24 protein-coding genes and 1 pseudogene are annotated in these 25964 nt (G+C 66.7%); 14 read left to right on the forward strand and 11 right to left on the reverse strand.

Annotation, left to right across the window (positions count from 1 at the left end; all coding sequences use genetic code 11):
- The first annotated feature begins 29 nt into the window (after window positions 1-29).
- The 6 genes from AACL56_RS11945 (at window position 30) to AACL56_RS11970 (ending at window position 5918) form a co-directional block, all read left to right on the forward strand.
- On the forward strand, window positions 30-1016 hold the full coding sequence (locus tag AACL56_RS11945) for a PDR/VanB family oxidoreductase (protein WP_339090042.1): 987 nt from the start codon (window positions 30-32) through the stop codon (window positions 1014-1016).
- 169 nt (window positions 1017-1185) lie between these two features.
- The gene (locus tag AACL56_RS11950; RefSeq protein ID WP_339090043.1) at window positions 1186-2370 is read left to right on the forward strand and encodes an ABC transporter substrate-binding protein; all 1185 of its coding nucleotides are present in this window, start codon (window positions 1186-1188) and stop codon (window positions 2368-2370) included.
- A 212-nt stretch (window positions 2371-2582) separates the two neighbouring features.
- Entirely contained in the window at window positions 2583-3455 is an 873-nt protein-coding gene (locus tag AACL56_RS11955) for a branched-chain amino acid ABC transporter permease (protein WP_339090044.1), read from the forward strand.
- The gene (locus AACL56_RS11960; protein WP_339090045.1) at window positions 3456-4463 is read left to right on the forward strand and encodes a branched-chain amino acid ABC transporter permease; all 1008 of its coding nucleotides are present in this window, start codon (window positions 3456-3458) and stop codon (window positions 4461-4463) included. It begins immediately after the preceding gene.
- On the forward strand, window positions 4460-5221 hold the full coding sequence (locus tag AACL56_RS11965) for an ABC transporter ATP-binding protein (RefSeq protein ID WP_339090046.1): 762 nt from the start codon (window positions 4460-4462) through the stop codon (window positions 5219-5221). Before AACL56_RS11960 ends, AACL56_RS11965 begins: the two co-directional genes overlap by 4 nt.
- Complete coding sequence (locus AACL56_RS11970) at window positions 5214-5918, forward strand: ABC transporter ATP-binding protein (RefSeq protein ID WP_339090047.1); 705 nt, start codon at window positions 5214-5216, stop codon at window positions 5916-5918. Before AACL56_RS11965 ends, AACL56_RS11970 begins: the two co-directional genes overlap by 8 nt.
- Here the strand turns inward: AACL56_RS11970 and AACL56_RS11975 are convergent.
- The 3 genes and pseudogenes from AACL56_RS11975 to AACL56_RS11985 form a co-directional block, all read right to left on the reverse strand.
- Entirely contained in the window at window positions 5915-6601 is a 687-nt protein-coding gene (locus AACL56_RS11975; protein WP_339090048.1) for a DsbA family protein, read from the reverse strand. The genes AACL56_RS11970 and AACL56_RS11975 overlap by 4 nt on opposite strands.
- Window positions 6595-7497, reverse strand: a pseudogene (locus AACL56_RS11980) (MBL fold metallo-hydrolase); the annotation flags it as partial. The gene AACL56_RS11975 and the pseudogene AACL56_RS11980, both read right to left, overlap by 7 nt.
- A 122-nt stretch (window positions 7498-7619) precedes the next feature.
- Entirely contained in the window at window positions 7620-8522 is a 903-nt protein-coding gene (locus AACL56_RS11985; RefSeq protein ID WP_339090049.1) for a LysR family transcriptional regulator, read from the reverse strand.
- Window positions 8523-8632: 110 nt separating this feature from the next.
- Between AACL56_RS11985 and AACL56_RS11990 the strand changes: the two genes are divergently transcribed.
- The 3 genes from AACL56_RS11990 to AACL56_RS12000 are packed head-to-tail and all read left to right on the forward strand — an operon-like array spanning window position 8633 to window position 11846.
- Entirely contained in the window at window positions 8633-9592 is a 960-nt protein-coding gene (locus AACL56_RS11990) for a hydroxymethylglutaryl-CoA lyase (protein WP_339090050.1), read from the forward strand.
- A gap of 5 nt (window positions 9593-9597) precedes the next feature.
- Entirely contained in the window at window positions 9598-10809 is a 1212-nt protein-coding gene (locus AACL56_RS11995) for a CaiB/BaiF CoA-transferase family protein (protein ID WP_339092857.1), read from the forward strand.
- A 41-nt stretch (window positions 10810-10850) separates the two neighbouring features.
- Complete coding sequence (locus AACL56_RS12000) at window positions 10851-11846, forward strand: tripartite tricarboxylate transporter substrate binding protein (RefSeq protein ID WP_339090051.1); 996 nt, start codon at window positions 10851-10853, stop codon at window positions 11844-11846.
- A 138-nt stretch (window positions 11847-11984) separates the two neighbouring features.
- On the opposite strand, the gene AACL56_RS12005 is transcribed toward AACL56_RS12000, so the two are convergent.
- The 3 genes from AACL56_RS12005 to rpoD all read right to left on the reverse strand — a co-directional run bounded on the left by AACL56_RS12005 (window position 11985) and on the right by rpoD (window position 16719).
- The gene (locus AACL56_RS12005; protein WP_339090052.1) at window positions 11985-13112 is read right to left on the reverse strand and encodes an HPP family protein; all 1128 of its coding nucleotides are present in this window, start codon (window positions 13110-13112) and stop codon (window positions 11985-11987) included.
- A gap of 13 nt (window positions 13113-13125) precedes the next feature.
- Window positions 13126-14361 carry a multidrug effflux MFS transporter gene (locus tag AACL56_RS12010; RefSeq protein ID WP_339090053.1) on the reverse strand — a complete coding sequence of 412 codons (1236 nt, stop codon included), beginning with the start codon at window positions 14359-14361 and terminating at the stop codon, window positions 13126-13128.
- Window positions 14362-14469: 108 nt separating this feature from the next.
- Window positions 14470-16719, reverse strand: a complete 2250-nt coding sequence (rpoD, locus tag AACL56_RS12015; protein WP_339090054.1) for an RNA polymerase sigma factor RpoD — start codon at window positions 16717-16719, stop codon at window positions 14470-14472.
- Between rpoD and AACL56_RS12020 the strand changes: the two genes are divergently transcribed.
- A complete protein-coding gene (locus AACL56_RS12020; RefSeq protein WP_339092958.1) occupies window positions 16649-17032 on the forward strand; it encodes a hypothetical protein in 384 nt (127 codons plus the stop codon). The genes rpoD and AACL56_RS12020 overlap by 71 nt on opposite strands.
- Before the next feature lie 82 nt (window positions 17033-17114).
- Here the strand turns inward: AACL56_RS12020 and dnaG are convergent, their stop codons facing one another.
- Window positions 17115-19127 carry a DNA primase gene (gene dnaG, locus AACL56_RS12025; RefSeq protein ID WP_339090055.1) on the reverse strand — a complete coding sequence of 671 codons (2013 nt, stop codon included), beginning with the start codon at window positions 19125-19127 and terminating at the stop codon, window positions 17115-17117.
- Between the two features lie 82 nt (window positions 19128-19209).
- On the opposite strand from dnaG, the gene AACL56_RS12030 reads away from it, so the two are divergent.
- A complete protein-coding gene (locus AACL56_RS12030; protein WP_339090056.1) occupies window positions 19210-20157 on the forward strand; it encodes a YihY/virulence factor BrkB family protein in 948 nt (315 codons plus the stop codon).
- Here AACL56_RS12030 and AACL56_RS12035 read toward each other — a convergent pair.
- On the reverse strand, window positions 20105-20863 hold the full coding sequence (locus AACL56_RS12035; RefSeq protein ID WP_339090057.1) for a 3-hydroxyacyl-CoA dehydrogenase: 759 nt from the start codon (window positions 20861-20863) through the stop codon (window positions 20105-20107). The two genes, AACL56_RS12030 and AACL56_RS12035, sit on opposite strands and share 53 nt — an antisense overlap.
- A 229-nt stretch (window positions 20864-21092) precedes the next feature.
- A complete protein-coding gene (locus AACL56_RS12040; protein WP_339090058.1) occupies window positions 21093-21644 on the reverse strand; it encodes a phasin family protein in 552 nt (183 codons plus the stop codon).
- Between the two features lie 226 nt (window positions 21645-21870).
- Here AACL56_RS12040 and AACL56_RS12045 point away from each other — a divergent pair, with 226 nt between their 5' ends.
- Complete coding sequence (locus AACL56_RS12045) at window positions 21871-22314, forward strand: acyl-CoA thioesterase (RefSeq protein WP_339090059.1); 444 nt, start codon at window positions 21871-21873, stop codon at window positions 22312-22314.
- Window positions 22315-22388: 74 nt separating this feature from the next.
- Here AACL56_RS12045 and AACL56_RS12050 read toward each other — a convergent pair whose 3' ends face one another.
- A complete protein-coding gene (locus AACL56_RS12050) occupies window positions 22389-22796 on the reverse strand; it encodes a hypothetical protein (RefSeq protein ID WP_339090060.1) in 408 nt (135 codons plus the stop codon).
- Between the two features lie 67 nt (window positions 22797-22863).
- Window positions 22864-23097 (reverse strand): CsbD family protein, encoded by a 234-nt coding sequence (locus tag AACL56_RS12055; RefSeq protein ID WP_057590415.1) that lies wholly within the window; start codon window positions 23095-23097, stop codon window positions 22864-22866.
- A 195-nt stretch (window positions 23098-23292) separates the two neighbouring features.
- On the opposite strand from AACL56_RS12055, the gene pncB reads away from it, so the two are divergent.
- Window positions 23293-24513: a nicotinate phosphoribosyltransferase gene (gene pncB / locus AACL56_RS12060; RefSeq protein WP_339090062.1), complete on the forward strand. Its 1221-nt coding sequence runs from the start codon at window positions 23293-23295 to the stop codon at window positions 24511-24513.
- Window positions 24514-24548: 35 nt separating this feature from the next.
- Window positions 24549-25964, forward strand: a complete 1416-nt coding sequence (locus AACL56_RS12065) for a sodium:proton antiporter (RefSeq protein WP_339090063.1) — start codon at window positions 24549-24551, stop codon at window positions 25962-25964.

Here is a 25964-nt window from a genome sequence, read left to right on the forward strand (position 1 = left end):
TTTCCTTTTCCGTCCCTGATGTCCTCCCGATGAAAAGCGATCTCCAATGGATGCAGGCGCAGGTCGTTGCGCTGCGCGACGTGACGCCGACCGTGCGCGAATTCGAACTGTGCCCCGACGGAGGCTTTGCCTCGGGCTATGACGCCGGCGCCCACCTGCAGGTGCAGGTGATGACAGCGCAGGGCAGGGTGCAGACCCGCTCGTACTCGCTGGTGGGCGAGGGCGACGGCAGCTGTTGGCGCATTGCCGTCAAGCGGCTCGACGACGGCCGCGGAGGCTCGCTCGCCATGTGGCGGCTGGCCGAGGGCGATCGGCTCCAGGTGAGCGCGCCGCAGAACCACTTCGCGCTCGACCTGTCCGCGCCCGGCTACCTGCTGGTGGCGGGCGGCATCGGCATCACGCCGCTGGTGCTGATGGCGCAGCGGCTGGCAGCCCACGCGAAGCGCACCGGCGTGCCGGTGAAGATGCTCTACGGCGCGCGCAATGCAGAGGAATTCGGCTACCTGCCACACCTCCGGGAAGCCCTGGGCGACAGGGTCGTTGCGCATGAAGGCTCGGCGCCCATCGACTTCGAAGCCGCCATTGCCGAGCTGCCGGCGGGCGGCCAGCTCTACACCTGCGGCCCGGTGCCGATGCTCGAGGCCGTCAAGCGCGCCTGGCATGCGGCCGGCCGCCCGCTTGCGGACCTGCGCTTCGAGACCTTCGGCAGCAGCGGGCGCCTGGCCACGCAGCCGTTCACGGTGCGCATACCGCGGCACGACCTGGCCATCACCGTGCCGGCCGACTGCACGCTGCTCGACGCGCTCGAGGCCGCCGGCGTGCAGACCCTGTGGGACTGCAAGCGCGGCGAGTGCGGCCTGTGCGCCATGGACGTGCTGGCCGTGGACGGCGAGGTCGACCACCGCGACGTGTTCCTCAGTGAGCACGAAAAGCAGGCCACCACGCGCATCTGCGCGTGCGTGTCACGCGCGGTGGGTACGCTCACGCTCGACTCCGCGTACCGCGCCGACAGCTGAAGCCGCAACGCGGGCGCAGCCCACCTTGCGCGATCATCGCGCAGTTCATTTGTTGATCGCGCAACAATGGCCCGGGAGGGGCCCGGGGTAGGTGATTGCCTGCTCCGCCGAATGTTGCAAAGTGTTGAAAATAGCCCCGGTTTCGAGTTCCGTCCCTGAAGGAAAAATCATGCAAAGACGCCATCTCATCCAGACCGCAGCCCTGTCGGCGCTTGCGGTTTCCACGGTTCTTTCGGTTCCGCTCGCCAGCGCCCAGGACAACAAGTTCAAGATCGGCCTCATCCTGCCGATGACGGGCCAGTCGGCTTCCACCGGCCGCCAGATCGAAGCCGCCGCGCGCCTGTACATGGCCCAGAACGGCGACACCGTGGCCGGCAAGAAGGTCGAGCTGATCGTGAAGGACGACACCGGCCTGCCCGACGTGACCAAGCGCCTCGCGCAGGAACTGGTGGTGAACGACAAGGTCAACGTGCTGGCCGGCTTCGGCCTCACGCCGCTGGCGCTGGCCGTGGCGCCCATCGCCACGCAGTCGAAGACGCCCCAGCTCGTGATGGCCGCGGCCACCTCGAGCATCACCGAGGCTTCGCCGTACATCATCCGCTCGGGCTTCACGCTGCCGCAGGTGTCGGTGCCCATGGGCGACTGGGCGCCCAAGAACGGCATCAAGACGGTGGTGACGCTGGTGGCCGACTACGGCCCGGGCAACGACGCCGAGAAGTTCTTCAGCGAGCGCTTCCAGCTCAACGGCGGCAAGGTCATCGACAAGCTGCGCGTGCCGCTGCGCAACCCCGACTTCGCGCCGTTCCTGCAGAAGGTGCGCGACGCCAAGCCCGACGCGCTGTTTGTCTTCGTGCCCTCGGGCGCAGGCGCGGCGGTGATGAAGCAGTTCCTCGAGCGCGGCATGGACAAGGCCGGCATCAAGCTGATCGCCACCGGCGACGTGACCGACGACGACCAGCTCAACGACATGGGCGACGGCGCGCTGGGCGTGGTCACCTCGCACCACTACTCGGCGGCGCATCCCTCGGCCATGAACAAGAAGTTCGTGGAAGCCTTCGAGAAGGCCAACCCCAAGCTGCGCCCCAACTTCATGGCCGTGGGCGGCTATGACGGCATGCGCGTGATCTATGAAGCGCTCAAGACCACCAAGGGCGCGGGCGGCGGCGAGGCGCTGCTGGCCGCCATGAAGGGCCAGGTCTTCGAGAGCCCGCGCGGCCAGATGATGATCGACGCGCAGACGCGCGACGTGGTGCAGGACGTGTACCTGCGCAAGGTCGAGAAGAAGGACGGCCAGCTCTACAACGTCGAGTTCGACGTGATCAAGAGCGTGAAGGACCCGGGCAAGACAAAGTAAGGCTCGAGTAAGGCTCGCCCCCAGGCTGCGCGCACTTCGTGTCGCTTCGCCTACCCCCTACCGGGGGCAACACCTGAGGCCCGGCAAAGCCGGTTCCTCGGTGTTCCTGGCTCACCCCTTCCCCTTACGGGGGAGACACGGAGGTTCGGCGAGGCCGATCCCCGGTGCTTACCGAAGAGACCGCGATGCGCGGCAAGTGTTGAGTAGCTGACATGTTGACCATTCTTTTCGACGGCATCGCCTACGGCATGCTGCTCTTCGTGCTGGCGGTGGGCCTGGCCGTGACGCTGGGGCTGATGAACTTCATCAACCTCGCGCACGGCGCCTTCGCCATGGCCGGCGGATACCTCACGGTGTTCGCGATGCAGAAGCTCGGCCTGCCTTTCCTGGCCTGCCTGCCGCTGGCGTTCATCGTCGTCGCGCTCGCCGGCGCGCTGCTGGAGCGCACGCTCTACCGGCCGATGTACGGCAAGCCGCACCTCGACCAGGTGCTCTTTTCCATCGGCCTGGCCTTCATGGCCGTGGCCGCCATCGACTATTTCGTGGGCTCCTCGCAGCAGAACGTGCAACTGCCCGAGTGGCTGCGCGGACGCACCGAGATCGGCGACGGCGCGCTGCTGCTGGGCATGGGGCACTACCGCCTGTTCATCATCGGCGTGTGCGCGGTGCTCACCGTGGTGCTGCAGCTGATCCTGTCGAAGACCCGCTTCGGCAGCCGCCTGCGCGCAGCGGTCGACGACCCGCGCGTGGCCGCGGGCCTGGGCATCAACGTGAACGTGGTGTTCCTGCTGACCTTCGCGGTGGGCTCCGGCCTTGCGGGGCTGGGCGGCGCGCTGGGCGCGGAGATCCTCGGGCTCGACCCGACCTTTCCGCTCAAGTACATGATCTATTTCCTGATCGTGGTCTCCGTCGGCGGCACCTCGTCGATCACCGGGCCGCTCGCGGCGGCGCTGCTGCTGGGCATCGCCGACGTGGCGGGCAAGTACTTCATTCCGAAGATGGGTGCATTCACCGTCTACCTGCTGATGATCCTGATCCTGATGTGGCGGCCCCAGGGCCTGTTCACGCGCAAAGGGGGCCGTTGAATGAGCGCGCCTTCTTCTTCGGTCGATTTCCAGTCGGCCCTGCTGCGCAAGGCCCGCTGGCGGCCGCTGGAGTTCGTGGTCTGGGCGGTGGCCTTCGCGCTGCCGCTGGCCATGCCCTCGCACTCGCTGTTGGTCAACGAGATCGCGATCGTCGCGCTGTTCGCGATGTCGCTCGACCTGATCCTGGGCTACACCGGCATCGTGTCGCTGGGCCATGCGGCCTTCTTCGGCTTCGGTGCCTACGCCGCGGCGCTGTTCGCCAAGCTGGTCATGCCCGACCCGACCGTGGGGCTGGTGTTCGCGACGGTGCTGTCGGCCGTGTTGGGGCTGGTGGCGAGCGTGACCATCCTGCGCGGCAGCGACCTCACGCGGCTGATGGTCACGCTGGGCACGGCGCTGCTGCTGCTCGAACTGGCGAACAAGCTCGACTGGCTGACCGGCGGCGCCGATGGCCTGCAGGGCGTGGTGATGGGGCCGGTGCTCGGCCTGTTCGAATTCGACCTGTACGGCCGCACCGCGGCCTGGTATTCGCTGGCCGTCATGCTGGTGCTGTTCCTGCTGATGCGCCGGCTGGTGCATTCGCCGTTCGGCGCCACGCTGAAGGCCATCCGCGACAACCGGCTGCGCGCCATGGCCATCGGCATTCCGGTGGTGGGGCGCCTTGCCACGGTCTACACCATCGCGGCCGGCGTGGCCGGTGCCGCGGGCGCGCTGCTGGCGCAGACCACCGGCTTCGCCTCGCTCGACGTGCTGGCCTTCGACCGTTCGGCCGACGTGCTGCTGATGCTGGTCATCGGCGGCGTGGGCTGGCTCTATGGCGGGGTGGCGGGCGCGATCGTGTTCAAGCTGCTGCAGACCTGGCTGTCGGCCGTGACGCCGCAGTACTGGATGTTCTGGATCGGCCTGATCCTGGTGCTGCTGGTGCTGGTGGGACGCGACCGGCTGCTGAAACCGTGGACCTGGTTCGGCGCTGCGAAGAACAAGGGCCAGAAAGGGGGTGCGGCATGACCGACACCGTGCTGTCGACCCACGGCCTCGTGATGCGCTTCGGCGGCATCACCGCCACCAACAACGTGACGATGGAGCTCAAGCGCGGCGCACGCCATGCACTGATCGGCCCCAACGGCGCGGGCAAGACCACGCTCATCAACCAGCTCACGGGCGTGCTCACGCCCACCGAAGGCCGCATCACGCTGCTGGGCGAGGACATCACCACGCTGGCGCCGCACAAGCGCGTGGCGCGCGGGCTGGTGCGCACCTTCCAGATCAACCAGCTGTTCGATTCGATGACGCCACTGGAAACGCTGGCGCTCGTCGTCTCGCAGCACCAGGGCATCGGCGCGCAGTGGTGGAGGCCGCTCGGTTCGAGCAAGGCGATTGCCGAGCGCTCGGCGCAGCTGCTGGAGCAGTTCCACCTGGGCGACGTGGCGCAACAGCAGGTGAAGCACCTGGCCTACGGCAAGCGCCGGCTGCTGGAGATCGCGATCGCGCTGGCCTGCGAGCCGCGCGTGCTGCTGCTCGACGAGCCGGTGGCGGGCGTGCCCGCCGGCGAGCGCGAGGAGCTGCTGCAGACCGTGGCCGCGCTGCCGGCCGATGTGTCGGTGCTGCTCATCGAGCACGACATGGACCTGGTGTTCAGCTTTGCCGACCGCATGACGGTGCTGGTCAACGGCACGCTGCTGACCGAGGGCGACCCCGAAACCATCGCCAACGATCCGAAAGTGAAAGAGGTCTATCTGGGCCATGGAGAAGCTGCCCATGTCTGAGCTGCTGCGCATAGAGAACCTGAGTGCCGGCTACGGCGAGGCCGTGGTACTGCACGACGTGGCTTTCGCGCTTGGCGAAGGACAGACGCTGGCGCTGCTGGGCCGCAACGGCACCGGCAAGACCACGCTGATCAACACGCTGGCGGGCGCGACGCGCCAGCACGGCGGCAGCATCGCGCTCGGTGGGCAGGCGCTGCACAAGCTGGCGCCGCACCAGCGCGCGGCGGCCGGCATCGGCTGGGTGCCGCAGGAGCGCAACATCTTCAAGTCGCTCACCGTGCACGAGAACCTGACGGCCGTGGAGCGCGCAGGAAAGTGGAACGCGCAGCGCGTCTACGAGATGTTCCCGCGCCTGGCCGAGCGCAAGACCAACCTCGGCACGCAGCTCTCGGGTGGTGAGCAGCAGATGCTGGCCGTGGGCCGCGCGCTGGTGCTCAACCCCAGGCTGCTGTTGCTCGACGAGCCGCTCGAGGGGCTCGCACCCATCATCGTGGAAGAGCTGCTGCGCGCCATCCGCCGCATCACGCAGGACGAGGGCCTGGCCGCGATCATCGTGGAGCAGCATCCGCAGGCGATCCTCGCGATTTCCGACGAAGCCGTGGTGCTCGACCACGGCACCATCGTGCACACCGCCAAGGCCGCGACCCTGCGCACGCAGCCGGAGGTGCTCGACCGGCTGCTGGGCGTCGCGCGCTAGATCAGTTCGGCCAGGCGCGCCTTCCAGTCGTCGGCGCGGCCCAGCCACGGGCCGGCATCGAGGCGGCTGGCGCGGCCGTCGGACTGCGCCAGCACGAAGGTCGGGAAGCCCTGGCCGCCTGCGCGTTGCAGGAACTGGCGGCTCGCGGCGATGTGCTGCGCCGTCGCCGCACCGCCGAGGCTCGCATAGGCGGTGCCGAAGGCGCCTGCGTCGAAGCCGAGTTCGGCGGCCAGCGCCGTCAGCACTTGTGCGTCGGCGATCCGCCGGCCTTCGACATAGTGCGCGCGCTGCAGCCGGTGGATCATGTCCAGTCCGCCGCCCGCGCGCAGCGCTTCCGCCGCGAGGATGGCGGTGATCGGCGGCTCGGAATCCATCACCGCGCCGGTGTCGCGCAGCAATCCCTCGAAGTAGCCTTCGCCGAAAGGCTGGCCGGTCATCTCGGCGATGCGGCGATCGTGCGGCAGCACGTACTCGCGCCACTGCGGCGTGATCGGACGGCGGTTGGCGCCGGTCATCATCCCGCCGCCATGAAAGGCCACGCGCAGGCCGGGCACGTTGCGCGCCGCGTCCACCAGCGGCGCGGCGGCGTAGCACCAGCCGCACAGCGGGTCGAAGATGTAGTGCAGCGTGGCGCCACGGCTTTCGCCCTGGCCCTGCGCCTCGGTCTCGTTCATTGCGGCCATTTCATTTCTCCCTTGACGACCTTCGCGCCGAGTTCCAGCGACGAGACGTCCTCCAGTTTCGGATAGCGCCTCTTCATCGCGGCGATGAGTTCGCCCGAGTCCCTGGTCTTCGCCGCCTCGATTTCGAAGGCCTGCAGGTAGCCGCGCGTGAACTTCACCGACGCCAGCGTGTACGGTGAAGCGCCGTTGGCGTTCGGCAGGTAATGGCCGGGCACCACGGTCTTCGGATGCAGCGCGGCAATGCTGTCCAGCGCCTTGATCCAGTCGCGGCGCGACTGCGGGGTTTGGGTATCGGCCACCCACACATGGATGTTGGCGGACACCGGAATGCCGCCGACCACGGCCTTCAGCGAGGAAATCCACGCGAAGCTGCGCTCGGGCGTGGGGCCGTCGAGGCCCACGATCTGGATCTTGCGGCCTTCGAGCTCGATGCTGTCGCCGGCCAGCGGCTGCGGCACGACCAGCTCCCTGGGTGCCTTGTCCTTCAGGACCGGGCCCCAGTGCGCGAGCTTGCCGTCCTTCGAGGCCCGGATGGCGGCCACGGTCTGCGGCGTGGCGACGATCTTCGCGTCGGGAAAGGCGGCCTGGATCACGTCGAGGCCGAAGTAGTAGTCGGGGTCGCTGTGGCTGATGTAGACCGTGGTGAGCTTCCGGCCCGTGGCCTTGATCTTCTGCACCAGCGCCTCGGCATCGTTGCGCTGGAACTGCGCGTCGATCAGCACCGCCTCGGCCCGTCCGATGACGATTTCGGAGGAAACCGGGAACATCGACTTCGCGCCCGGGTTGTACACCTCGAGCCTGAGCGGCGGTTCGGGTTGCGAGGCCAGCGCGGCGAAAGGGGCGAGGGCGAGCGCGGGAGCGAGGGCGCAAGCGCAGAGGAGGGCTCTTCGGAACAAGTCGATTCCTTCGGGGGTGACAGCACGATCCGGTCGACTGTAGGTTGTGCAAATCGAAGCAGAAACCCGATCCTTCGCAATGAACAGTTGCGCATTCCGTTCGAATGCGGCGGGTGTCTTTCTCAGTCGGTGGCGCACCGCTCGAGGTGCGCCACCAGCAGCTGCGCCGATGGCGAGAGCGACGCGCCGCCGCGAAAGCAGATCGCAAAGCGGCGCCGTGCCCATGCATCGGTCAGCGGCATGAGCCGCAATCCGTACGCATCGGTGAAAGGCCGTGCCACTTCGGCCGGCACCACGCTGATGGCCAGCCCCGCCCGCACCACGCGCAGCGCGGCGTCGAAGTTGGACACCAGCACGCGGTGCACCAGCGGCTTGCCCGCCACGACGGCCTCGCGCGCAAGCATGAGCTGCACCGCACTGAGCGCCGGCATGCCGACGAACTCGTGGTCGAGCGCCTGCTCGAAGCGCACGCTATCGTGCTGCGCCACCGGGTGCGAAGGGTGCGCGACGATGGCGAGGTGGTCCGAGCGGTAGCTGCGGCGCTCCAGGCCATCGAGCTCGGCGGCGTCCCAGCACAGGCCGATGGACGCCACGCCTTCGCGGATGCCGCGCACGATCTCGGGGCTCACGCGCTCTTCCATGTCGACGCGGATGTTGCGGTGGGCCGGGTCCTGCAGGAAGCCGGCCACGTCCTCCGCCAGCGATTCGGCCATGACGGACGCCGAGGCCAGGATGCGCACGTGCCCGCGCGCGCCGCCTGCGTAGGCCGCCATGTCGCGCTCGATGCGGTGCGCGCTGCCCAGCATGGCGCGGGCGTGTTCGAGCAGGGTTTCGCCGGCGGGCGTCGGCACCACGCCGCGGCGCTTGCGCAGCAGAAGCGGCGTGCCGACCGTGTCTTCGAGCTGCGCCAGCCGCTTGCTGATGGCCGAGCCGACGAGGCTGGCCTGCTCGCCGGCGCGCGCGATGCTGCGGGTTTCGCAGACGGAGACGAAAAGGCGCAGGGTGGTCAGGTCGAGGTCGCGCATGGTGTGTTTTTGATGTTCCGCTTTGGAATCGAATGGCTTCCAAAATATACCTTCTGGATCAATTCGGAACTTCTAAGATTCCGCCGTACCCCCTCGACGGAGACAAAGTCTTGATTCACGCCTTCCTGCCGCCACGTGCGGTCGTCCGAGAAGTGGGCCTGCGCGACGGCCTGCAGAGCATCGCCCGCGTGCTGCCCACCGCCCGCAAGCTCGAATGGATCCGCGATGCGCATGCGGCCGGCCAGCGCGAGATCGAAGTGGGCTCCTTCGTGCCTGCGCACCTTCTGCCGCAACTGGCCGACACGGCCGAGCTGCTCGCCTTCGCGAAGACGCTGCCGGGGCTCTTCGCCTCGGTGCTGGTGCCGAACCTGAAGGGCGCGGAGCGTGCCATCGCAGGCGAGGCGGACCTGATGGTCGTGCCGCTGTCGGCCAGCCACGCCCACAGCCTGGCCAACCTGCGCAAGACCCCCGACGAGGTGGTGGCCGAGGTCGGCCGCATCCGCGCGGCGCGCGACGCAGCGGGCTCGAAGACGCTCATCGACGGTGGCGTGGGCACGGCCTTCGGTTGCACGCTGCAGGGCCATGTCGATCCCGACGAGGTGCTGCGGCTGATGCAGGCGCTGCTCGACGCCGGTGCCGACCGGGTGAGCCTGGCCGACACCGTGGGCTATGCCGACCCGGCGATGGTGCGCAGCCTGTTCGAGCGCGCGCTGCGCATCGCGGGCGACCGCCTGTGGTGCGGGCACTTCCACGACACGCGCGGCATGGGGCTGGCCAATGCCTATGCGGCGCTCGAAGTGGGCATCACCCGCTTCGACGCCTGCCTGGCCGGCATCGGCGGCTGCCCGCATGCGCCGGGCGCCAGCGGCAACGTCGACACCGAAGACCTGGTCTTCATGCTCGAGAGCATGGGCGTGGCCACTGGCGTCGACCTGCCGAAGCTGCTGGCCCTGCGCCGGCGCGTGGCGGACTGGCTCGACGGCGAGACGCTGCAGGGCACGGTGTGGCGCGCGGGCTTTCCGAAGACCTTTGCCGCTTCGCAAGAGGCAATGCAAGGGGTGGCGGCATGAGCGCGATGAACAGCGAAACGAACAGCCAGACGAAGCGCCTGCCGCTGGCCGGCATCCGCGTGGTCGAGTTCACGCACATGGTCATGGGTCCGACCTGCGGCATGGTGCTGGCCGACCTGGGCGCCGAGGTCATCAAGGTCGAGCCCATCGACGGCGACCGCACGCGGCACCTGCTGGGCGCGGGCGCGGGTTTCTTCCCCATGTTCAACCGCAACAAGAAGAGCATCGCGCTCGACCTGAAGAAGCCCGAGGGCCTGGAGGCCGCGCTGCGCCTGTGCGCCACGGCCGACGTGGTGGCGCAGAACTTCAAGCCCGGCACCATGGACAAGTACGGCCTGGGGTACGCGGCGCTCGGAAAGCTCAATCCGCGCCTGGTGTACGTGAACCACACGGGCTTCCTGCCCGGCCCCTACGAGCACCGCACCGCGCTCGACGAGGTGGTGCAGATGATGGGCGGGCTGGCCTACATGACCGGGCGCCCCGGCGACCCGCTGCGTGCGGGCACCAGCGTGAACGACATCATGGGCGGCATGTTCGGTGCCATCGGCGCCATCGCCGCGCTGATGCAGCGCGGCGAAACCGGCAAGGGGCAGGAGGTGCAGTCGGCGCTGTTCGAGAACAACGTGTTCCTGGTCGGCCAGCACATGCTGCAGTACGCCATCACCGGGCAGGCGGCGGCGCCGATGCCCGAGCGCATCTCGGCCTGGGCGCTGTACGACGTGTTCACGGTGAAGGACGGGGAGCAGATCTTCCTGGCCGCGGTGAGCGACGCGCAGTGGAACACGTTCTGCGACGCGCTGGGCTTCGACGACCTGAAGGCCGACCCCGCGCTGCGCACCAACAACGACCGCGTGCGGCTGCGGCCCACGCTGCTGGCCGGGCTGCGGCAGCGGCTGGCGGACCGGTCGGCGGCGGAGCTGTCGGCGATCTTCGAGGCCAGAGGCCTGCCGTTCGCGCCGATCACGCGACCTGAAGACCTCTACGCCGATCCGCACCTGAAGGCCACCGGCGGTCTCGCGGACATCCGCCTGCCCGACGGCGAGCGTGCCGGCGAAACCGCGCAGACCACGCTGTTCCCGATCACGCTGGGCGGCGACCGCCTCGGCGTGCGCCTGGATCCGCCGACCCTCGGCGAACACACGCGCGAACTGCTGGCCGAACTGGGCTACGGGCGCGCGCAGGTCGATGCGCTGCACGCGGATGCCGCGGTGGCCTGAACGGCGCTCCGGAATTTTTCAAAACAAAGAGAGACAAGACCATGACGAAGACATTTCCATCGATGGGCCGGCTGAATCGCCGCGCGGTGCTCGGCCTCGGCGCGTGCGCCGCGGCGGTGGCGGCGTTTCCCGCGATCGCGCAGGGCTCGGACAAGCCGATTCGCTTCATCCTGCCGATCAGTGCGGGCTCGGGCGTCGACACCATCGTGCGCGCTGCCTCGGTGGCGCTCGGCAAGGCCTTCGGGCAGCCGGTGGTCATCGAGAACCTGCCGGGCGCCGGCGGCATCACCGGCACCGCGGCCGTGGTCAAGGCCGCGCCCGACGGGCTCACGCTGGGCATGGTGTCGAACAACCACGTCATCAATCCGGCCGTGTTCAAGAAGATGCCGTTCGATGCGATCAACGACGTCACGCCCATCAGCGTGGTGGGCGCGACGCCGCTCGTGCTGCTGGTGAACCCGAAGGTGCCCGCGAAGAACGTGAAGGAACTGGTGGCGCTGCTGCGCGCCAGGCCGGAGGGCTACAACTACGCGTCGTCGGGCAACGGCACCATCATCCACCTGGCGGGCGAGATGTTCATGGACGAGGCCGGCGTGAAGGCGCGGCACATTCCCTACAAGGGCACCGGCCCGATGGTCACTGACATGATCGCGGGGCAGGTCGAGATGGGTGTGGTCGCGCTGCCGGCCGTGCAGCCGCACATCAGGAGCGGCGCGCTGCGCGCCATCGGGCTGTGCGGCGCCGCGCGCTCGCCGGCCGCGCCCGACATGCCGACGATCGCGGAACAGGGCCTGCCGAACTATGCCGTCGAAGGGTGGTTCGCGGTGATCGGCCCGCCGAAGATGCAGGCCGCCGACATCGCGCGCGTGCACGACGCAGTGGCGGCGGCGTTCACCAGCGCCGAGGTGCGCGACGCCATGGACAAGCAGGGCAACATCGTGAAGCCCACCACGCCGGAGCAGGCCGCGAGTTACTTCCGCACCGAGGCTGCGCGCTACGCGGCGCTGGTGAAGAAGGCGAACGTGGTGCTGGAGTAAAGAAGGCCCGGCGCTTGCTCTTTCCTTCCCGGGGAACGATCGGGGTGGGGGCAAGCGGCCTTCGACGAGGCGCTGCGCTGCCGTTGACACCGTCGTGTCCCGACCCTCTCCGGGAGGGAGGAGGAATTCGATCCAGGCCTACGCCGGCCCGACCGCCCGGTACAGCGCCCGCACGAAATCCGACTGCGTGATCATCCCGGTGAGGCGTTTCTCCTCGTCGATGATCGGGATGTGGTGGTGCCCGCCCTCGGAGAACAGCGGCACCAGGTCGACCACCGGCCGGTCGGCGCTGGCCACGCGCACCTGCCGCGTCATGATCTGCCCGACCACCTCCGGCTTGTTCGACATCACCGTGCGCGTGGCACGGATCAGGTCGCGCAGCTTGCCGGCGATGCCTTCGTGGTGCTGCAGGTCGAGCTGGCGGAAGAAGTCGGCCTGCGTCACGATGCCCACCACCCGTCGCGTGCGGTCGGTGACGGGCAGCGCCTTGATGCGGCGTTCGTGCATCAGCGCCCAGGCCTCCTGCAGCGGGGTGCCGAACTCCACCGAAATCGGCGTGCGCGACATGATGTCGGCGCAATGCAGCGTGCCAAGGCGCCGCTTGTACGACTCGAGCTCGGTCTGCTGGATCAGCGATTCGAGGTCGTCGCGGCTGATGTCCAGCACCTGGTTGTAGCGGGCCAGCACCGCATCGATGTCGGCCTGGCTGAAGCGCGCGTCGGCCGCTGGCGGCCGCGCGACCTGCACATGCGGATAGCGTCGCCCCGTCAGCGTGTTGTAGGCCACGCCGGCCAGCACCAGCAGCAGCGAGTTGGTGAAGAAGGGGAAGAGGGCGGACGAAAAGTGCGTGGTGTTCGTCAGCACCGCCAGCAGCGCAGCGGCGCCGCCCGGCGGATGCAGGCAGCGCGCACCGAACATGACGGCGATGGCCAGGGCCACCGCCACGGCGGCAGCGACGGTCGGCTCCGGGATCCAGCTGACGCAGGCGATGCCCACCGCCGCCGACAGCGTGTTGCCGCCGACCACCGACCAGGGCTGCGCGAGCGGGCTCGCCGGCACCGCGAACACCAGCACCGCGCTGGCGCCCAGTGGCGCGACCAGCCAGACGTTGGCGTGCAGCGGAGCCGCCAGCCAGTGCGACAGCAGGGCCGCGACCAGCAGTCCGAGGCCGGCGCCGCCGACAGCGCGCAGGCGTTCGCGCGCATCGACCGCGGTGCGCCCCGGCATCCAGGCGCGCGCATGAGTCAGGAAAGCGTCGAATCGCATGGCGCCGTACGCTTCAGCCTTCGTGCGCCACCATGCGGCCGATCTCGGGCCAGCGGCCGTGCAGCCAGACCCAGGCGACCAGCCCGATGGCGAGCATGCCCAGCGAGGTCAGCGCGAGCGCGAGCGTGGAATGCATCACCAGCGGTGCCACCGCGCCCGCCACGATGCCATTGGCGGTGGAGCCAATCACCGCCTGCAGCGACGAAGCCATGCCGCGGCGCTCGGGGTGCAGGTCGAGCACCAGCAGCGTGACCACCGGCACCATCAGCGCCCAGCCGAAGGCGAACACCGCCAGCGGCCACAGCGCCCAGGCCACGTGTGCCTGGAAGAAGAAATTGGCCGTCACGTTGACCACCGAGGTCACCAGCATGATCAGGAAGCCGTCGCGGATCTGCCGCTTGGGCGCCACCTTGCCGGCCATGCGGCCGCTGGCGCGCGCGCCGAGCATGATGCCGCCGATGGTCAGCAGGAAGAACCAGAAGAACTGCTGCGGCTGCAGCGCGAGGTGGTCGCCCAGGAACGCGGGCGCGGCCAGCACGTACAGGAACATGCCGTTGAACGGCACGCCGCTGGCGAATGCCAGCAGCAGGAAGCGCGGGTCGGAGCACAGGTCCCAGTAGCCCCGCAGCAGGTGACGCACGTGGAACGACTGGCGGTGCGAGGGATGCAGGGTCTCGGGGAGCAGCTTGTAGTTGGCCGTGAACAGCACCACGCCCACTGCCACCAGGAACCAGAACACCGCATGCCAGCCCGCATGCACGAACAGGAATCCGCCCACGATGGGCGCGATGGCCGGCGCCACGCCGAAGTAGATCGTCACCTGGCTCATGACCCGCTGCGCCTCGGCGGGAGGGAACATGTCGCGGATCACCGCGCGCGACACCACGATGCCCGCGCCGGTCGACAGGCCCTGCAGCCCGCGGAACAGCACCAGTTGCGTGATGTTCTGCGACAGCGCGCAGCCCAGCGAGGCCAGCGTGAACACCGCCAGGCCCCAGAGCACCACGGGGCGCCGCCCGAAGCTGTCCGACAGCGCGCCGTGGAACAGGTTCATGAACGCGAAGCCGAACAGGTAGGCCGAGAGCGTCTGCTGCATCTCCGCCGGCGTCGCGCCGATGGACTGCGCGATGCCCGAGAACGCCGGGATGTAGGTGTCGATGGAGAAGGGACCGAGCATGCCCAGCACGGCGAGCAGCACGGCAAGCGCCCAGCGCGGAGCCTGCCAGAGTTTGTCTGCATCGGGATTCATGGGGTCGGCGCCTCCGTGGGGATCTTGTCGTTGTCGGGAGCAAAAAAAGAGAACGCCCGCCGCCCGGGCAAGGGGCAAGGCGGGCGCTTCGGCTTCAGCGAACCCGGATTACAGGGTGTCGATGAAGCTGCGCAGCTTGTCGGAACGTGACGGGTGCTTCAGCTTGCGCAGCGCCTTCGCTTCGATCTGGCGGATGCGCTCGCGGGTCACGTCGAACTGCTTGCCGACCTCTTCCAGCGTGTGATCGGTCGACATCTCGATGCCGAAGCGCATGCGCAGCACCTTGGCTTCGCGCGGCGTGAGCGAGTCGAGGATGTCCTTGACCACGTCGCGCAGGCCGGCCTGCATCGCGGCCTCGATGGGGGCCGTGTTGCTGCTGTCCTCGATGAAGTCGCCCAGGTGCGAATCGTCGTCGTCGCCGATCGGCGTTTCCATGGAGATCGGCTCCTTGGCGATCTTCATGATCTTGCGGATCTTGTCTTCCGGGATCTCCATCTTCGCGGCCAGGATGCCGGCGTCGGGCTCGAAGCCGAACTCCTGCAAGTGCTGGCGCGAGATGCGGTTCATCTTGTTGATCGTCTCGATCATGTGCACCGGGATGCGGATGGTGCGCGCCTGGTCGGCGATCGAGCGGGTGATGGCCTGGCGGATCCACCACGTGGCGTAGGTCGAGAACTTGTAGCCGCGGCGGTATTCGAACTTGTCGACCGCCTTCATCAGGCCGATGTTGCCTTCCTGGATCAGGTCGAGGAACTGGAGGCCGCGGTTGGTGTACTTCTTCGCGATGGAGATCACGAGGCGCAGGTTGGCCTCGATCATTTCCTTCTTCGCATCGCGCGAAGACGATTCGCCTTCGTTCATGCGCTTGTTGATGTCCTTGAGCTCGGACAGCGGCACCACCACGCGCGACTGGATGTCGGCGAGCTTCTGCTGCAGTTCCTGCACCGGCGGGATGTTGCGCGAGAGCACCATGCTCCAGGGCTTGCCGGCGGCGGCCTGCTTCTCGACCCACTTGAGGTTCAGCAGGTTGGAGGCGATGCGGTTGCCGTTCTTGTCGTAGCCGCTGAAGTCGCGGATGAACTCGTCCTGCGGGAAGCCGCACTTGTCCACGATGATGCGGCGCAGTTCGCGTTCCTTCTTGCGCACGTCGTCCACCTGCGTGCGCACCAGATCGCACAGCTTCTCGATGGTCTTGGCCGTGAAGCGGATGGTCATCAGCTCTTCGGACAGGGATTCCTGCGCCTTGGCGTACGACGGGGTGCCGTAGCCTTCCTTGTCGTAGATCTTGTGGACCTTCTCGAACATGCCGGCGATGCGGTCGAAGCGCGACAGCGCCTCGTTCTTGAGTTCCTCGAGCTTCTTCGTCAGGGCCTTGGAGCCGCCCTTGCCGTCGTCGTCGTCTTCCTCGTCGAACTCGTCGAAGTCTTCTTCGGCCACGTAGTCGTCGGCCTCGTTGGGGTTCGAGAAGCCGTCGACGATGGTCGAGATGACGACCTTGCCTTCACGGATCTCGGCGGCCAGGCGCAGGATCTCGGCGATGGTGGCGGGGGAGGCCGAAATGGCTTCCATCATGGCCATCAGGCCGCCTTCGATGCGCTTGGCGATTTCGATTTCGCCTTCGCGCGTCAGCAGCTCGACCGTGCCCATTTCGCGCATGTACATGCGCACCGGGTCGGTGGTGCGGCCGAATTCGCTGTCCACCGTGGACAGGGCCGCTTCGGCTTCTTCCTCGGCTTCTTCCACCGTGGTGGCGGTGGGCGCGGTGTTGTTCAGCAGCAGGGTCTCTGCATCGGGCGTCTGTTCGTAGACGGCCACGCCCATGTCATTGAGCATGGTGACCACGACTTCCATGGTCTCGGCGTCGACCAGCTTGTCGGGCAGGTGGTCGGAGATTTCGCCGTGCGTGAGGTAGCCGCGGGTCTTGCCCAGCGTGATCAGGGTCTTCAGGCGCGAGCGGCGCTTGGCCAGGTCTTCCTCGGAGAGCACGGTCTCGTCGAGGCCGAACTCCTTCATCAAGGCGCGTTCCTTCGCCTTGCTGATCTTCATGCGCAGCGGCTTGACCTTCTCTTCGGTGGCCGTGGCAGCCGCAGGTTCGTCGCCGGCCAGATCGTCCTCGATGTCCGACAGGTCGATGTCGCTCTCGGGCGCTTCCTTGTCAGCCTTGGGCTTGCGGCCGCGCTTGGCGCCGGTGGCGGGCGTGGCGGCACCGGCGGCCTTGGGCGGACGGCCAACCTTCTTGGCTGCGGGAGCGGCTGCTTTTTTTGGATCGTCGAGAGAAGTCGATTTCGTGGGCACGGTTTTCACTTTCGTTGCGGCTGCCGCCTTCGATGCGGCGGCACCCGTCTTAGTTGCCGGCATCGCGCCGGCTTTCAACGGTTTTTCTGCTGCGGGCTTGGTGGCAACGCTTTTTGCGTTTTTTGCAAGTGAAGGAGCAGGCTTCTTTGAACTGGGCATACGACCTCGTTACGACAAGAAAAGACAAGCGGGATCACAGGCGCGCCGCCATACACGGACGGCGCCACCAGCCCGTGCACAGGCACGGACAAAAAAACAATTGGGAAAGAGGAAGAAATTCCTCAACAGGCAAGATGTCGGGCGATCATTTGGTGTGCAGTCCTTGCGGTTATTGACCCTTTCCGCCGGAATTTACCGTTGGAGTGCGTTGCGCTAGGGGTCGGCCCGGAGGTGCTGCTGTCGCTCTTGCCTAATTTCGCCAGTTGCGAAGCCCTACATTATAGCGTGTTGCGCAAATTTCAAGCAGTTTCTGCACCGGAAGAGCGCAATCGTGCCCTCAATTCGAGCCGCCGGGTCTCCAGCGCCTTGTAGCGCTCCAGGGCCTTCGGGTCTTTACCTACGGCCGCGATGGCCTCGCTTTGCTGGGCCTTGAGGCGGTCGTCGAGCATGAAGTCGAGCACGCTGGCCAGTTCGCGCGCTGCGCCCGCGAGGTGCTGCGCCTCTTCGCCCTCGGGCGTCGGCCCGGCTTCGGACACCGACATGAGCCGCTCGGCGAGCGGCTCGAAGTCGAGCCCGCGCATGCCTTCGCGCAAGGCTGCCCATGGCTGCACGCCGTGCTCGTGCAGTTGGCTGTCGAGCCATGTGAAAAGCGCGCCGTGATGCCCTTGCAGATCGCACAGCATCATGTGCAGCTCGTGCGACATCGCTTCCCACTGCGCCATGTTCGACAGCAGCAGCCGCACGGCCACGTCGGGCCGGCTCGGCGGGGCGCCGCGTCCGCGAAGCGGCTCGATGGGTTCTTCGAACTTGCCGCCCCAGCGCTTGCCCTTGACGAACTTGCGCGGCTGGAATTTCGGTTTGCTATCTATTTCGTAGCGCTGCGATTCATAGTCCGGCGGCGGCATGCCGGGGTCGTAGTCGTCCCCGCCCGCATATCCCCCCGGCTCGCCGTATCGCTGAGACTGTGCGGACGTACCGGCCTTGCGAGGTCCGGGCGTGGACGCCCACAGGTCCGACAGCGCCGGCGCGTCGAGCTGGACCAGCGTCGCGATCTCGCTCAGCAGCTGCCGCTTGAGTGCGCCGTCGGGCATGGCGCTCCAGAGCGGGCGCACGTTGCTGGTCATGTGGGCGCGGCCTTCGGCGGTCGTCAGGTCGCAGCCTTCGCGGGCAGCCTCGATCATGAAGCGCGACAGCGGCGTGGCCTCGTTGACGAAACGGGCGAACGCTTCGGCGCCATGTTCGCGGATGAAGCTGTCCGGATCGTGCTCGGCCGGCAGGAACAGGAACTTGATGCTGCGCACGTCGGTGGCGTAGGGCAGGGCGCCGTCGAGCGCCTTGCGCGCGGCGCGGCGGCCGGCGGCATCGCCATCGAAGCTGAACACCACCGATTCGGTGAATCGGAAGAGCTTCTGCACGTGCTCCGTGGTGCAGGCGGTGCCGAGCGTGGCCACGGCGTTGGGAAAGCCCAGTTGCGCCAGCGCCACCACGTCCATGTAGCCCTCGGTGACGAGCGCGTAGCCGCGGTCGCGGAAGGCGGCGCGGGCTTCGTACAGGCCGTAGAGCTCGCGCCCCTTGCTGAAGACAGGCGTTTCCGGCGAGTTCAGGTATTTCGGTTTCTCGTCGCCCAGCACCCGGCCCCCGAAACCGATGCATTCCCCCTTCACATTGCGGATCGGGAACATCACGCGGTCGCGGAAGCGGTCGTAGCGCTTGGCGTCGGCCTCGCTGAGCTGGCCTTCTTCGTTGTTGACGATCACCAGGCCGCTTTCGGCAAGCAATGGGTCGTCGTAGTCGGGGAACACGCTGGCCAGCGAGCGCCAGCCGGCCGGCGCGTAGCCGATGCCGAACTGCTTGGCCACCTCGCCGGAAACGCCGCGGCCCTTCAGGTATTCGATGGCGCCGGGCGCCTGGCGCAGTTGCTTGCGGTAAGCGTCGCCGGCCTTTTCGAGCACGTCGGTCAATGTGGCCTGCTTCTGGCGCTGGCTGGCGGCGCGTGCGCGCTCCGCGGGCGAGGCGTCGTCCTCCGGCACCTGCAGGCCGTACTGGCCCGCCAGGTCATGCACCGCTTCCACGAAGCCCATGCCCGCGTGTTCCATGAGGAAGCCGATGGCGTTGCCGTGCACCCCGCAGCCGAAGCAGTGATAGAACTGCTTGGTCGGGCTGACGGAGAAGGATGGCGACTTCTCGCCGTGGAACGGGCACAGCCCCATGAAATTGGCGCCGGCCTTCTTGAGCTGCACGTAACGGCCGACGATCTCGACCACATCGGCGCGCGCGATGAGTTCCTGGATGAATGAAGCGGGGATGGTCATGTAGGCGAAGAGCGGCAAATCATACGCAAGCGGCGGAGTGCGTGCGGGCCGGCGGCATACTGAAAGCGACTGGAATCCACGCATGACCACGCCCAACACCTTGCGGCACGCCGCGCCGCTGCTGCGCCACCCCCTGCGATTCGCCTGGGACGCGCTCAAGGAATTTCGCGCCAACCAGGGGCTGCTGCTCGCCGGCGCCGTGGCGTACTACGCCCTGTTGTCGATCGTGCCGCTGCTGATCGTCAGCGTGATCGCGCTGTCGCACGTCATCGAGCAGTCCGAGCTGCTGCGGACCATCGGCCGCTATCTCGAATGGCTGCTGCCAGGGCAATCGAAGGCCATCGTGACCGAACTGTCGAGCTTCCTGGACCACCGCGACGTGCTCGGGCCGGTGCTGCTGGTGACGATGATCTTCTTCAGCTCGCTCGCCTTCAGCGTGCTCGAAAGCGCGATGGCGGTGATCTTCCATCACCGCAAGGCCGACCATCGGCGCCACTTCCTGATGTCGGTGGCCATGCCCTACATCTACATCCTCTGCCTGTGCGTGGGCCTGCTGCTGGTGACGCTGGTGTCGGGCGCGTTGCAGCTGGTGGGGCAGGAAAGCGTCGACCTGCTGGGGCGCAGCTGGTCGCTGTCCGGCATTTCGGGCCTGCTGCTGTACCTGCTGGGGCTCGCCGGCGAGATCTGCATGCTGACCTCGCTCTACCTGGTGATGCCCGCCGGTCGCATGTCGCTGCGGCACGCGTTGCTCGGGGGCGTGACGGCTGCGCTGCTGTGGGAGGCCACTCGGCGGGTGCTGATCTGGTATTTCTCGACCTTGTCGCAGGTGAATGTGGTCTACGGCTCGCTCACCACGGCCATCGTGGTGCTGCTGAGCCTGGAAATCGCCGCCACGCTGGTGCTGCTGGGGGCCCAGGTGATCTCGAACTACGAGCGCCTGGATCGAACCGGCAGCACCGGGGTGCCGAAGTCCGAGGTCAGCGGGGAGCCAGTCGAATCGCTCCGTCCAGACGAATCACTTCGCCGTTGAGCATGTCGTTCTCGATGATGTGCTTGGCCAGCTTCGCGTAGTCCTCGGGCGTGCCCAGGCGCGACGGGAAGGGCACGCTGGCGGCCAGGGCGTCCTGCACTTCCTGGGGCATGCCGAACAGCATGGGCGTGCCGAAGATGCCGGGGGCGATGGTCATGTTGCGGATGCCGCTGCGCGCCAGGTCGCGTGCGATCGGCAGCGTCATGCCGACCACGCCGCCCTTCGAGGCGCTGTAGGCGGCCTGGCCGATCTGGCCGTCGTAGGCCGCGACCGAGGCGGTGGAGATCAGCACGCCGCGCTCGCCGGTGGATTCGGGCTCGTTCTTGCCCATGGCGTCGGCGGCGAGCCGGATCATGTTGAAGCTGCCGATCAGGTTGACCGTGACGGTCTTGCTGAACACCGCCAGCGCGTGCGGGCCGTTCTTGCCCACGGTTTTCTCGGCTGGCGCGATGCCGGCGCAATTGACGAGGCCCACCAGCTTGCCGAGCTTGAGCGCGGCGGCCACCACGGATTGACCGTCTGCCTCCTGGCTCACGTCGCATTTGACGAACACGCCGCCGATTTCCTTCGCCACGGCTTCGCCCTTGTCGGCCTGCATGTCGGCAATGACCACCTTGGCGCCATTGGCCGCGAGCATGCGCGCCGTGCCTTCGCCGAGGCCCGAAGCGCCACCGGTCACGATAAATACCTTGCCGTCGATCTGCATTGAAAGTCTCCTGAGATGAGCCTCGCATTATCAAAGACGTGAGGCCAATGCCAGGAACGCCGAGGAACCGGCTTGGCCGGGCCTCCGGTGTTGCCCCGGTGGGGGGTACGCGAAGCGACACGAAACGTAGGCAGCCTCGGGGGCGAGCAAAAAAAAGGCCTCATCCGAGGATGAGGCCCTGAATTGGATCCGTGAGGACCCAAGGAGACAACTGGTGGTGGTCGGCGGCTCAGCGCTTGCGCGAAGCGGTCGCGGTCTTTGCGGCGGCGACGGCTTGCGACGACACGGCGTTGAAGTTGGCTTCGGCCACGTCCGACGCTTGCTTGACGGCCTTCTGGACCGATTCGAACGCGTTGTTGGCGGCGGCAACGGCGCTTTTCATGACGGCAACGGCAGTTTCCGAGCCGGCCGGGGCGTTCTTGGAAGCACTGTCGACCAGACCGACGAAGGCTTGCTGGGCTTCAGAAGCCTTGGCTTCGAAGGCCTTGGTGAACTCAGCGCCGGTGCCTTGAGCGATGTCGTACAGGTGGCGGCTGTAGGCTGCGGTCTTCTCGGCCAGGGGCTGGAACAGGCTGGCTTGCAGCGTCAGCAGTTCCTGGGCGTCCTTGACGCTGAGCGCGGCTTGCGCGGTGCTCTGGGCTTCGACCAGGGCTGCCTTCGACGCCGTCACGTTCAGCTCGACGAGCTTTTCGACGCCTTCGAACGCCTTGGTGGTCAGGCCGAACAGGGTTTCGAGGTTGGCTTTTTGGGCGGCGAGGATTTGGTCAGCGGTCAGGGCCATTTGAGATCTCCAGAAGGGATTGAGTGGTCGGGTCACGTTGCGCTGTGTCGCCGTCTATGTTGCGCTGCAGCATGGCCTCAAGTATAGGCAGCTGAGTTTTGCGATCAAGGGGTTTTTGCTGCTCTGCAGCAATTTAGAAGCCGCCATCTAAATTCCGGGATCTGGCTGTCGCACGCGCGATCGAGCGGGATGGGCATAGCGGAGGCCGCTGGCACAATGCCGCGCGATGAGCGCCCCCACCAAACCCACCCCGAACACGCGCACCGGATACCGCGCCTTCCGCAGCATTCCGACCCGCTGGGCCGACAACGACATGTACGGCCACGTCAACAACGTCGTGTACTACAGCTGGTTCGACACCGCGGTGAACGCGCTGCTCATCGAACGTGGGGCGCTCGACATCCATCAAGGGCAGACCATCGGATTCGTGGTGGAGACCCAATGCAATTACTTTGCCCCGATCGCCTTTCCACAGACGGTGGAGGCGGGCATTCGCGTTGCGCAGGCAGGGCGCTCGAGCGTGCGTTACGAGATCGCGCTGTTCGCCGAAGGCTCCGATGTGGCCGCGGCACAGGGCCATTTCGTCCATGTGTACGTCGACCGTGCGACACAGCGCCCGGTGGCGCTGCCGGCCACCCTCCAGCAGGTGGTCGACTCGCTCAGGACCTGACCCGTTCGTGCCACAAAAAAAGCGCCCATGGGGGCGCCTTTTTCGTGGCACGGCCTCGGCCGTAGCCGAAAGACTTACATGGTCTTCTTCATGGCCTTGATCTCGGCCTTGCCTTGGGCTTCGTCAGCCTTGGCTTGCTTCTGGCATGCAGACTTCGCGTCGCCCTTCTGGTCGTCGCACTTTTCCTTCGCGACTTCGTAGGTGGCCTTCACCTTTTCTTCAGCGACCTTGCGTGCATGGCTGTCGCTCGGCTGGTACTGCTGTTCGAGTTCGGCCTTGGCAACGTCTTCCTTGCCCTTGGCTTCCTTCATGCAGACGTCCTTGGCGTTGTCCTTCATGGTGTCGCACTGCGTCTTCGCGACCTTGTAGTCGGCCTCGATCTTTTCCTTGGCGACCTTGTACTCGTCCTTGGTCATTGCGCTGGCCTGCGTGGCCACGAAGCAGGTGGATGCAAGCGCCAGCATGAGGAGATGTTTTTTCATGGGTTTTTCCCTTCGAGGAGTTGACGGAATCCGGTGATCGAAAAAGGGCGGCGGTTCGGGGTGCGGGTCAGTACCGTTCGAACCACAGCGCGTCCGGCGTACGGCCGTCGCGGCTTTCCCAGTCCTTGACCTGCTTCTCGGCTTCGTCGCGGCTGATGCCGTGGCGCTCCTGGATGCGGCCGAGCAGCTGGTCGCGCTTGCCGGCGATGACATCGAAGTCGTCGTCGGTGAGCTTTCCCCATTGCTCCTTGACCTTACCCTTCAGCTGTTTCCAGTTGCCTTCGATGGTGTCCTTGTTCATGCGAATCTCCTTTGAGACAGTGGATGCGGCGAGCTTTTTCGCCGCCGTGAAGCCACTGTGGTTCGCGCCATTGGCCCCCTCGGTAGGACGTGCTGTTCAGGCCCCGTAGGCAGATGCCGACGCGCCCCGTGATAATCGAACGGACGCCGAAAGTTTGAGACAACGAACGCACTGCATCGAAACGCGCACCGCACCATGATCATTCACAGCCTGCTCGACACCGACCTCTACAAGTTCACGATGATGCAGGTGGTCCTGCACCACTTTCCGGGGGCGCGGGTCGAGTACCGCTTCAAGTGCCGCAACCCGGGCGTCAACCTCGCGCAGTTCGCGGGGCAGATCCGCGACGAGGTGCGCAGCCTCTGCTCGCTGCAGTTCCGCGACGCCGAGCTTGCCTACCTGCGCTCGATGCGCTTCATCAAGAGCGACTTCGTCGACTTTCTCGGGCTCTTCCGGCTCAACGAGAAGTACATCAACATCATTCCCCAGCCCTCGGGTGAGCTCGAGATCCGCATCAAGGGTCCGTGGCTGCACACCATTCTGTTCGAGATCCCCGTGTTGGCGATCGTCAACGAGGTCTACTTCCGCAACACGCAGAAGCGGCCCGACTTCGACGAGGGCCGGCGCCGCCTCGAGACAAAGATCACGCAGCTGCAGGAAGCCGGCCTGGGCGACCTGAAGATCGCCGACTACGGCACGCGCCGGCGCTTCTCCAAGGACTGGCACGAAGAAGTGCTGCGCACGCTCACGGCCCGCCTCGGCGCCGTGACCTCGCCGCAGGTGCAGGCGTCGCCCGGCACGCGACTGCCGCAGCTGGCCGGCACAAGCAACGTGCTGTACGCCATGAAGCTCGGCCTGATCCCGCTGGGGACCATGGCCCATGAGTACCTGCAGGCCTGCCAGGCCCTCGGCCCGCGGCTGCGCGACAGCCAGATCTTCGGCTTCGAGAGCTGGGCGCGCGAGTACCGCGGCGACCTCGGCATCGCGCTGTCCGACGTCTACGGCATGAGCGCTTTCCTGCGCGACTTCGACCTGTACTTCTGCAAGCTCTTCGACGGTGCACGCCATGACAGCGGCGATCCGTTCCAGTGGGGCGAACGCATGTTGGCGCACTACATCGCCAACCGCGTCGATCCGCTCACCAAGACGCTGATCTTCAGCGACGGCCTCACGGTGCCGCGCACCATCGAGCTCTATCAGCAGTTCCGCGGTCGCTGCCAGCTGGCCTTCGGCATCGGCACCAACCTCACCAACGACCTGGGCTACGAGCCGCTTCAGATCGTCATCAAGATGATCCATTGCAACGACCAGCCGGTGGCCAAGCTCTCTGACACGCCGTCGAAGAACATGTGCGAGGACGAGAAGTACCTGGCCTACCTGCGGCAGGTCTTCGAGATCGAGCAGCCCCCCGCTTGAAGGCTGTACTGGCCAGTCTGGTACGGTACGGCCGCATGCAAAAGAAGACCCCACCCAAGGCGGCTGCGCTGCCATTCCTCCTCCTGTTTCCCGCACTGGCCTCGGCTGCCGAGTTCGACGGCGGCAGCCTGTCGCCGCTGTGGGGCGTGCCCTTCGCGGGCATCCTGCTGTCGATCGCGCTGTTTCCGCTGCTGGCGCCCGCGTTCTGGCATCACCACTACGGCAAGATCTCGGCAGCCTGGGCACTGGCTTTCCTGTTGCCTTTCGCGATGGTCTTCGGTGGCGGATTCGCGGGCACGCAGCTCGTGCATGCGCTGGTGGCCGAGTACATCCCGTTCATCGTCCTTCTGACGGCGCTGTTCACCGTGGCGGGCGGCATCCACATCCGCGGCAATCTGCACGGCGCGCCGGGGCTGAATACGGCGATCCTTGCCATCGGGGCGGTGCTTGCGAGCTTCATGGGGACCACCGGCGCCTCGATGCTGCTGATCCGGCCGCTGATCCGCGCCAACGACAACCGTGCGCACAAGGCGCACGTGATCGTGTTCTTCATCTTCATCGTCTCCAACGCGGGCGGCTCGCTCACGCCGCTGGGCGACCCGCCGCTGTTCTTGGGCTTCCTGAAAGGGGTCAGCTTCTTCTGGACGTTGCAGAACATCCTGCCCGACACGTTGTTCCTGCTGGCCGTGCTGCTGGTGCTGTTCTATTTCATCGACCGCCATTACTACCGCAAGGAAGGCGTACTCCCGGTCGACCCCACGCCCGACACGCCCGGCATTCGTTTCGACGGTGCCGCCAACTTCTGGCTGCTGGGCGGCGTGGTCGCACTTGTGCTGCTGAGCGGCTTCTGGAAGTCGCCGGTGGTCTTAGACGTCTTCGGCACCGAGGTCGGTCTGCCGGGGTTGGTGCGCGACGTCGGGCTGATCGCCATCGCGGTGGTCTCGTACAAGCTGACCTCTCCCAAGGTGCACGCCGACAACCAGTTCGAATGGGGCCCGATGCTCGAGGTCGCCAAGCTGTTCGCAGGCATCTTCCTGACGATCATCCCGGTGATCGCGATGCTCAAGGCCGGCACGCAGGGCCCGTTCGGCGCCATTGTCTCGGCCGTGACCCGCGCCGACGGCCAGCCCGATCCGGCCATGTACTTCTGGGCCACCGGCATCCTGAGCTCGTTCCTGGACAACGCGCCGACCTACCTGGTGTTCTTCAACACCGCGGGCGGCGATCCGGCGACGCTGATGACCACCCATGCCGGCACGCTGGCTGCCATCTCGGCCGGCGCAGTCTTCATGGGTGCCAACACATACATCGGAAACGCACCCAACCTGATGGTCAAGGCGATCGCCGAGAGCCGCGGCGTGCGCATGCCGAGCTTCTTCGGCTACATGGCGTGGTCGGGGCTCATCCTGGTCCCGCTGTTCGTGCTTTTGACCTTCATCTTCTTCCGCTGA

Origin of the sequence: Variovorax paradoxus (assembly GCF_902712855.1) — a bacterium.
Lineage (GTDB): Bacteria > Pseudomonadota > Gammaproteobacteria > Burkholderiales > Burkholderiaceae_C > Variovorax > Variovorax paradoxus_Q.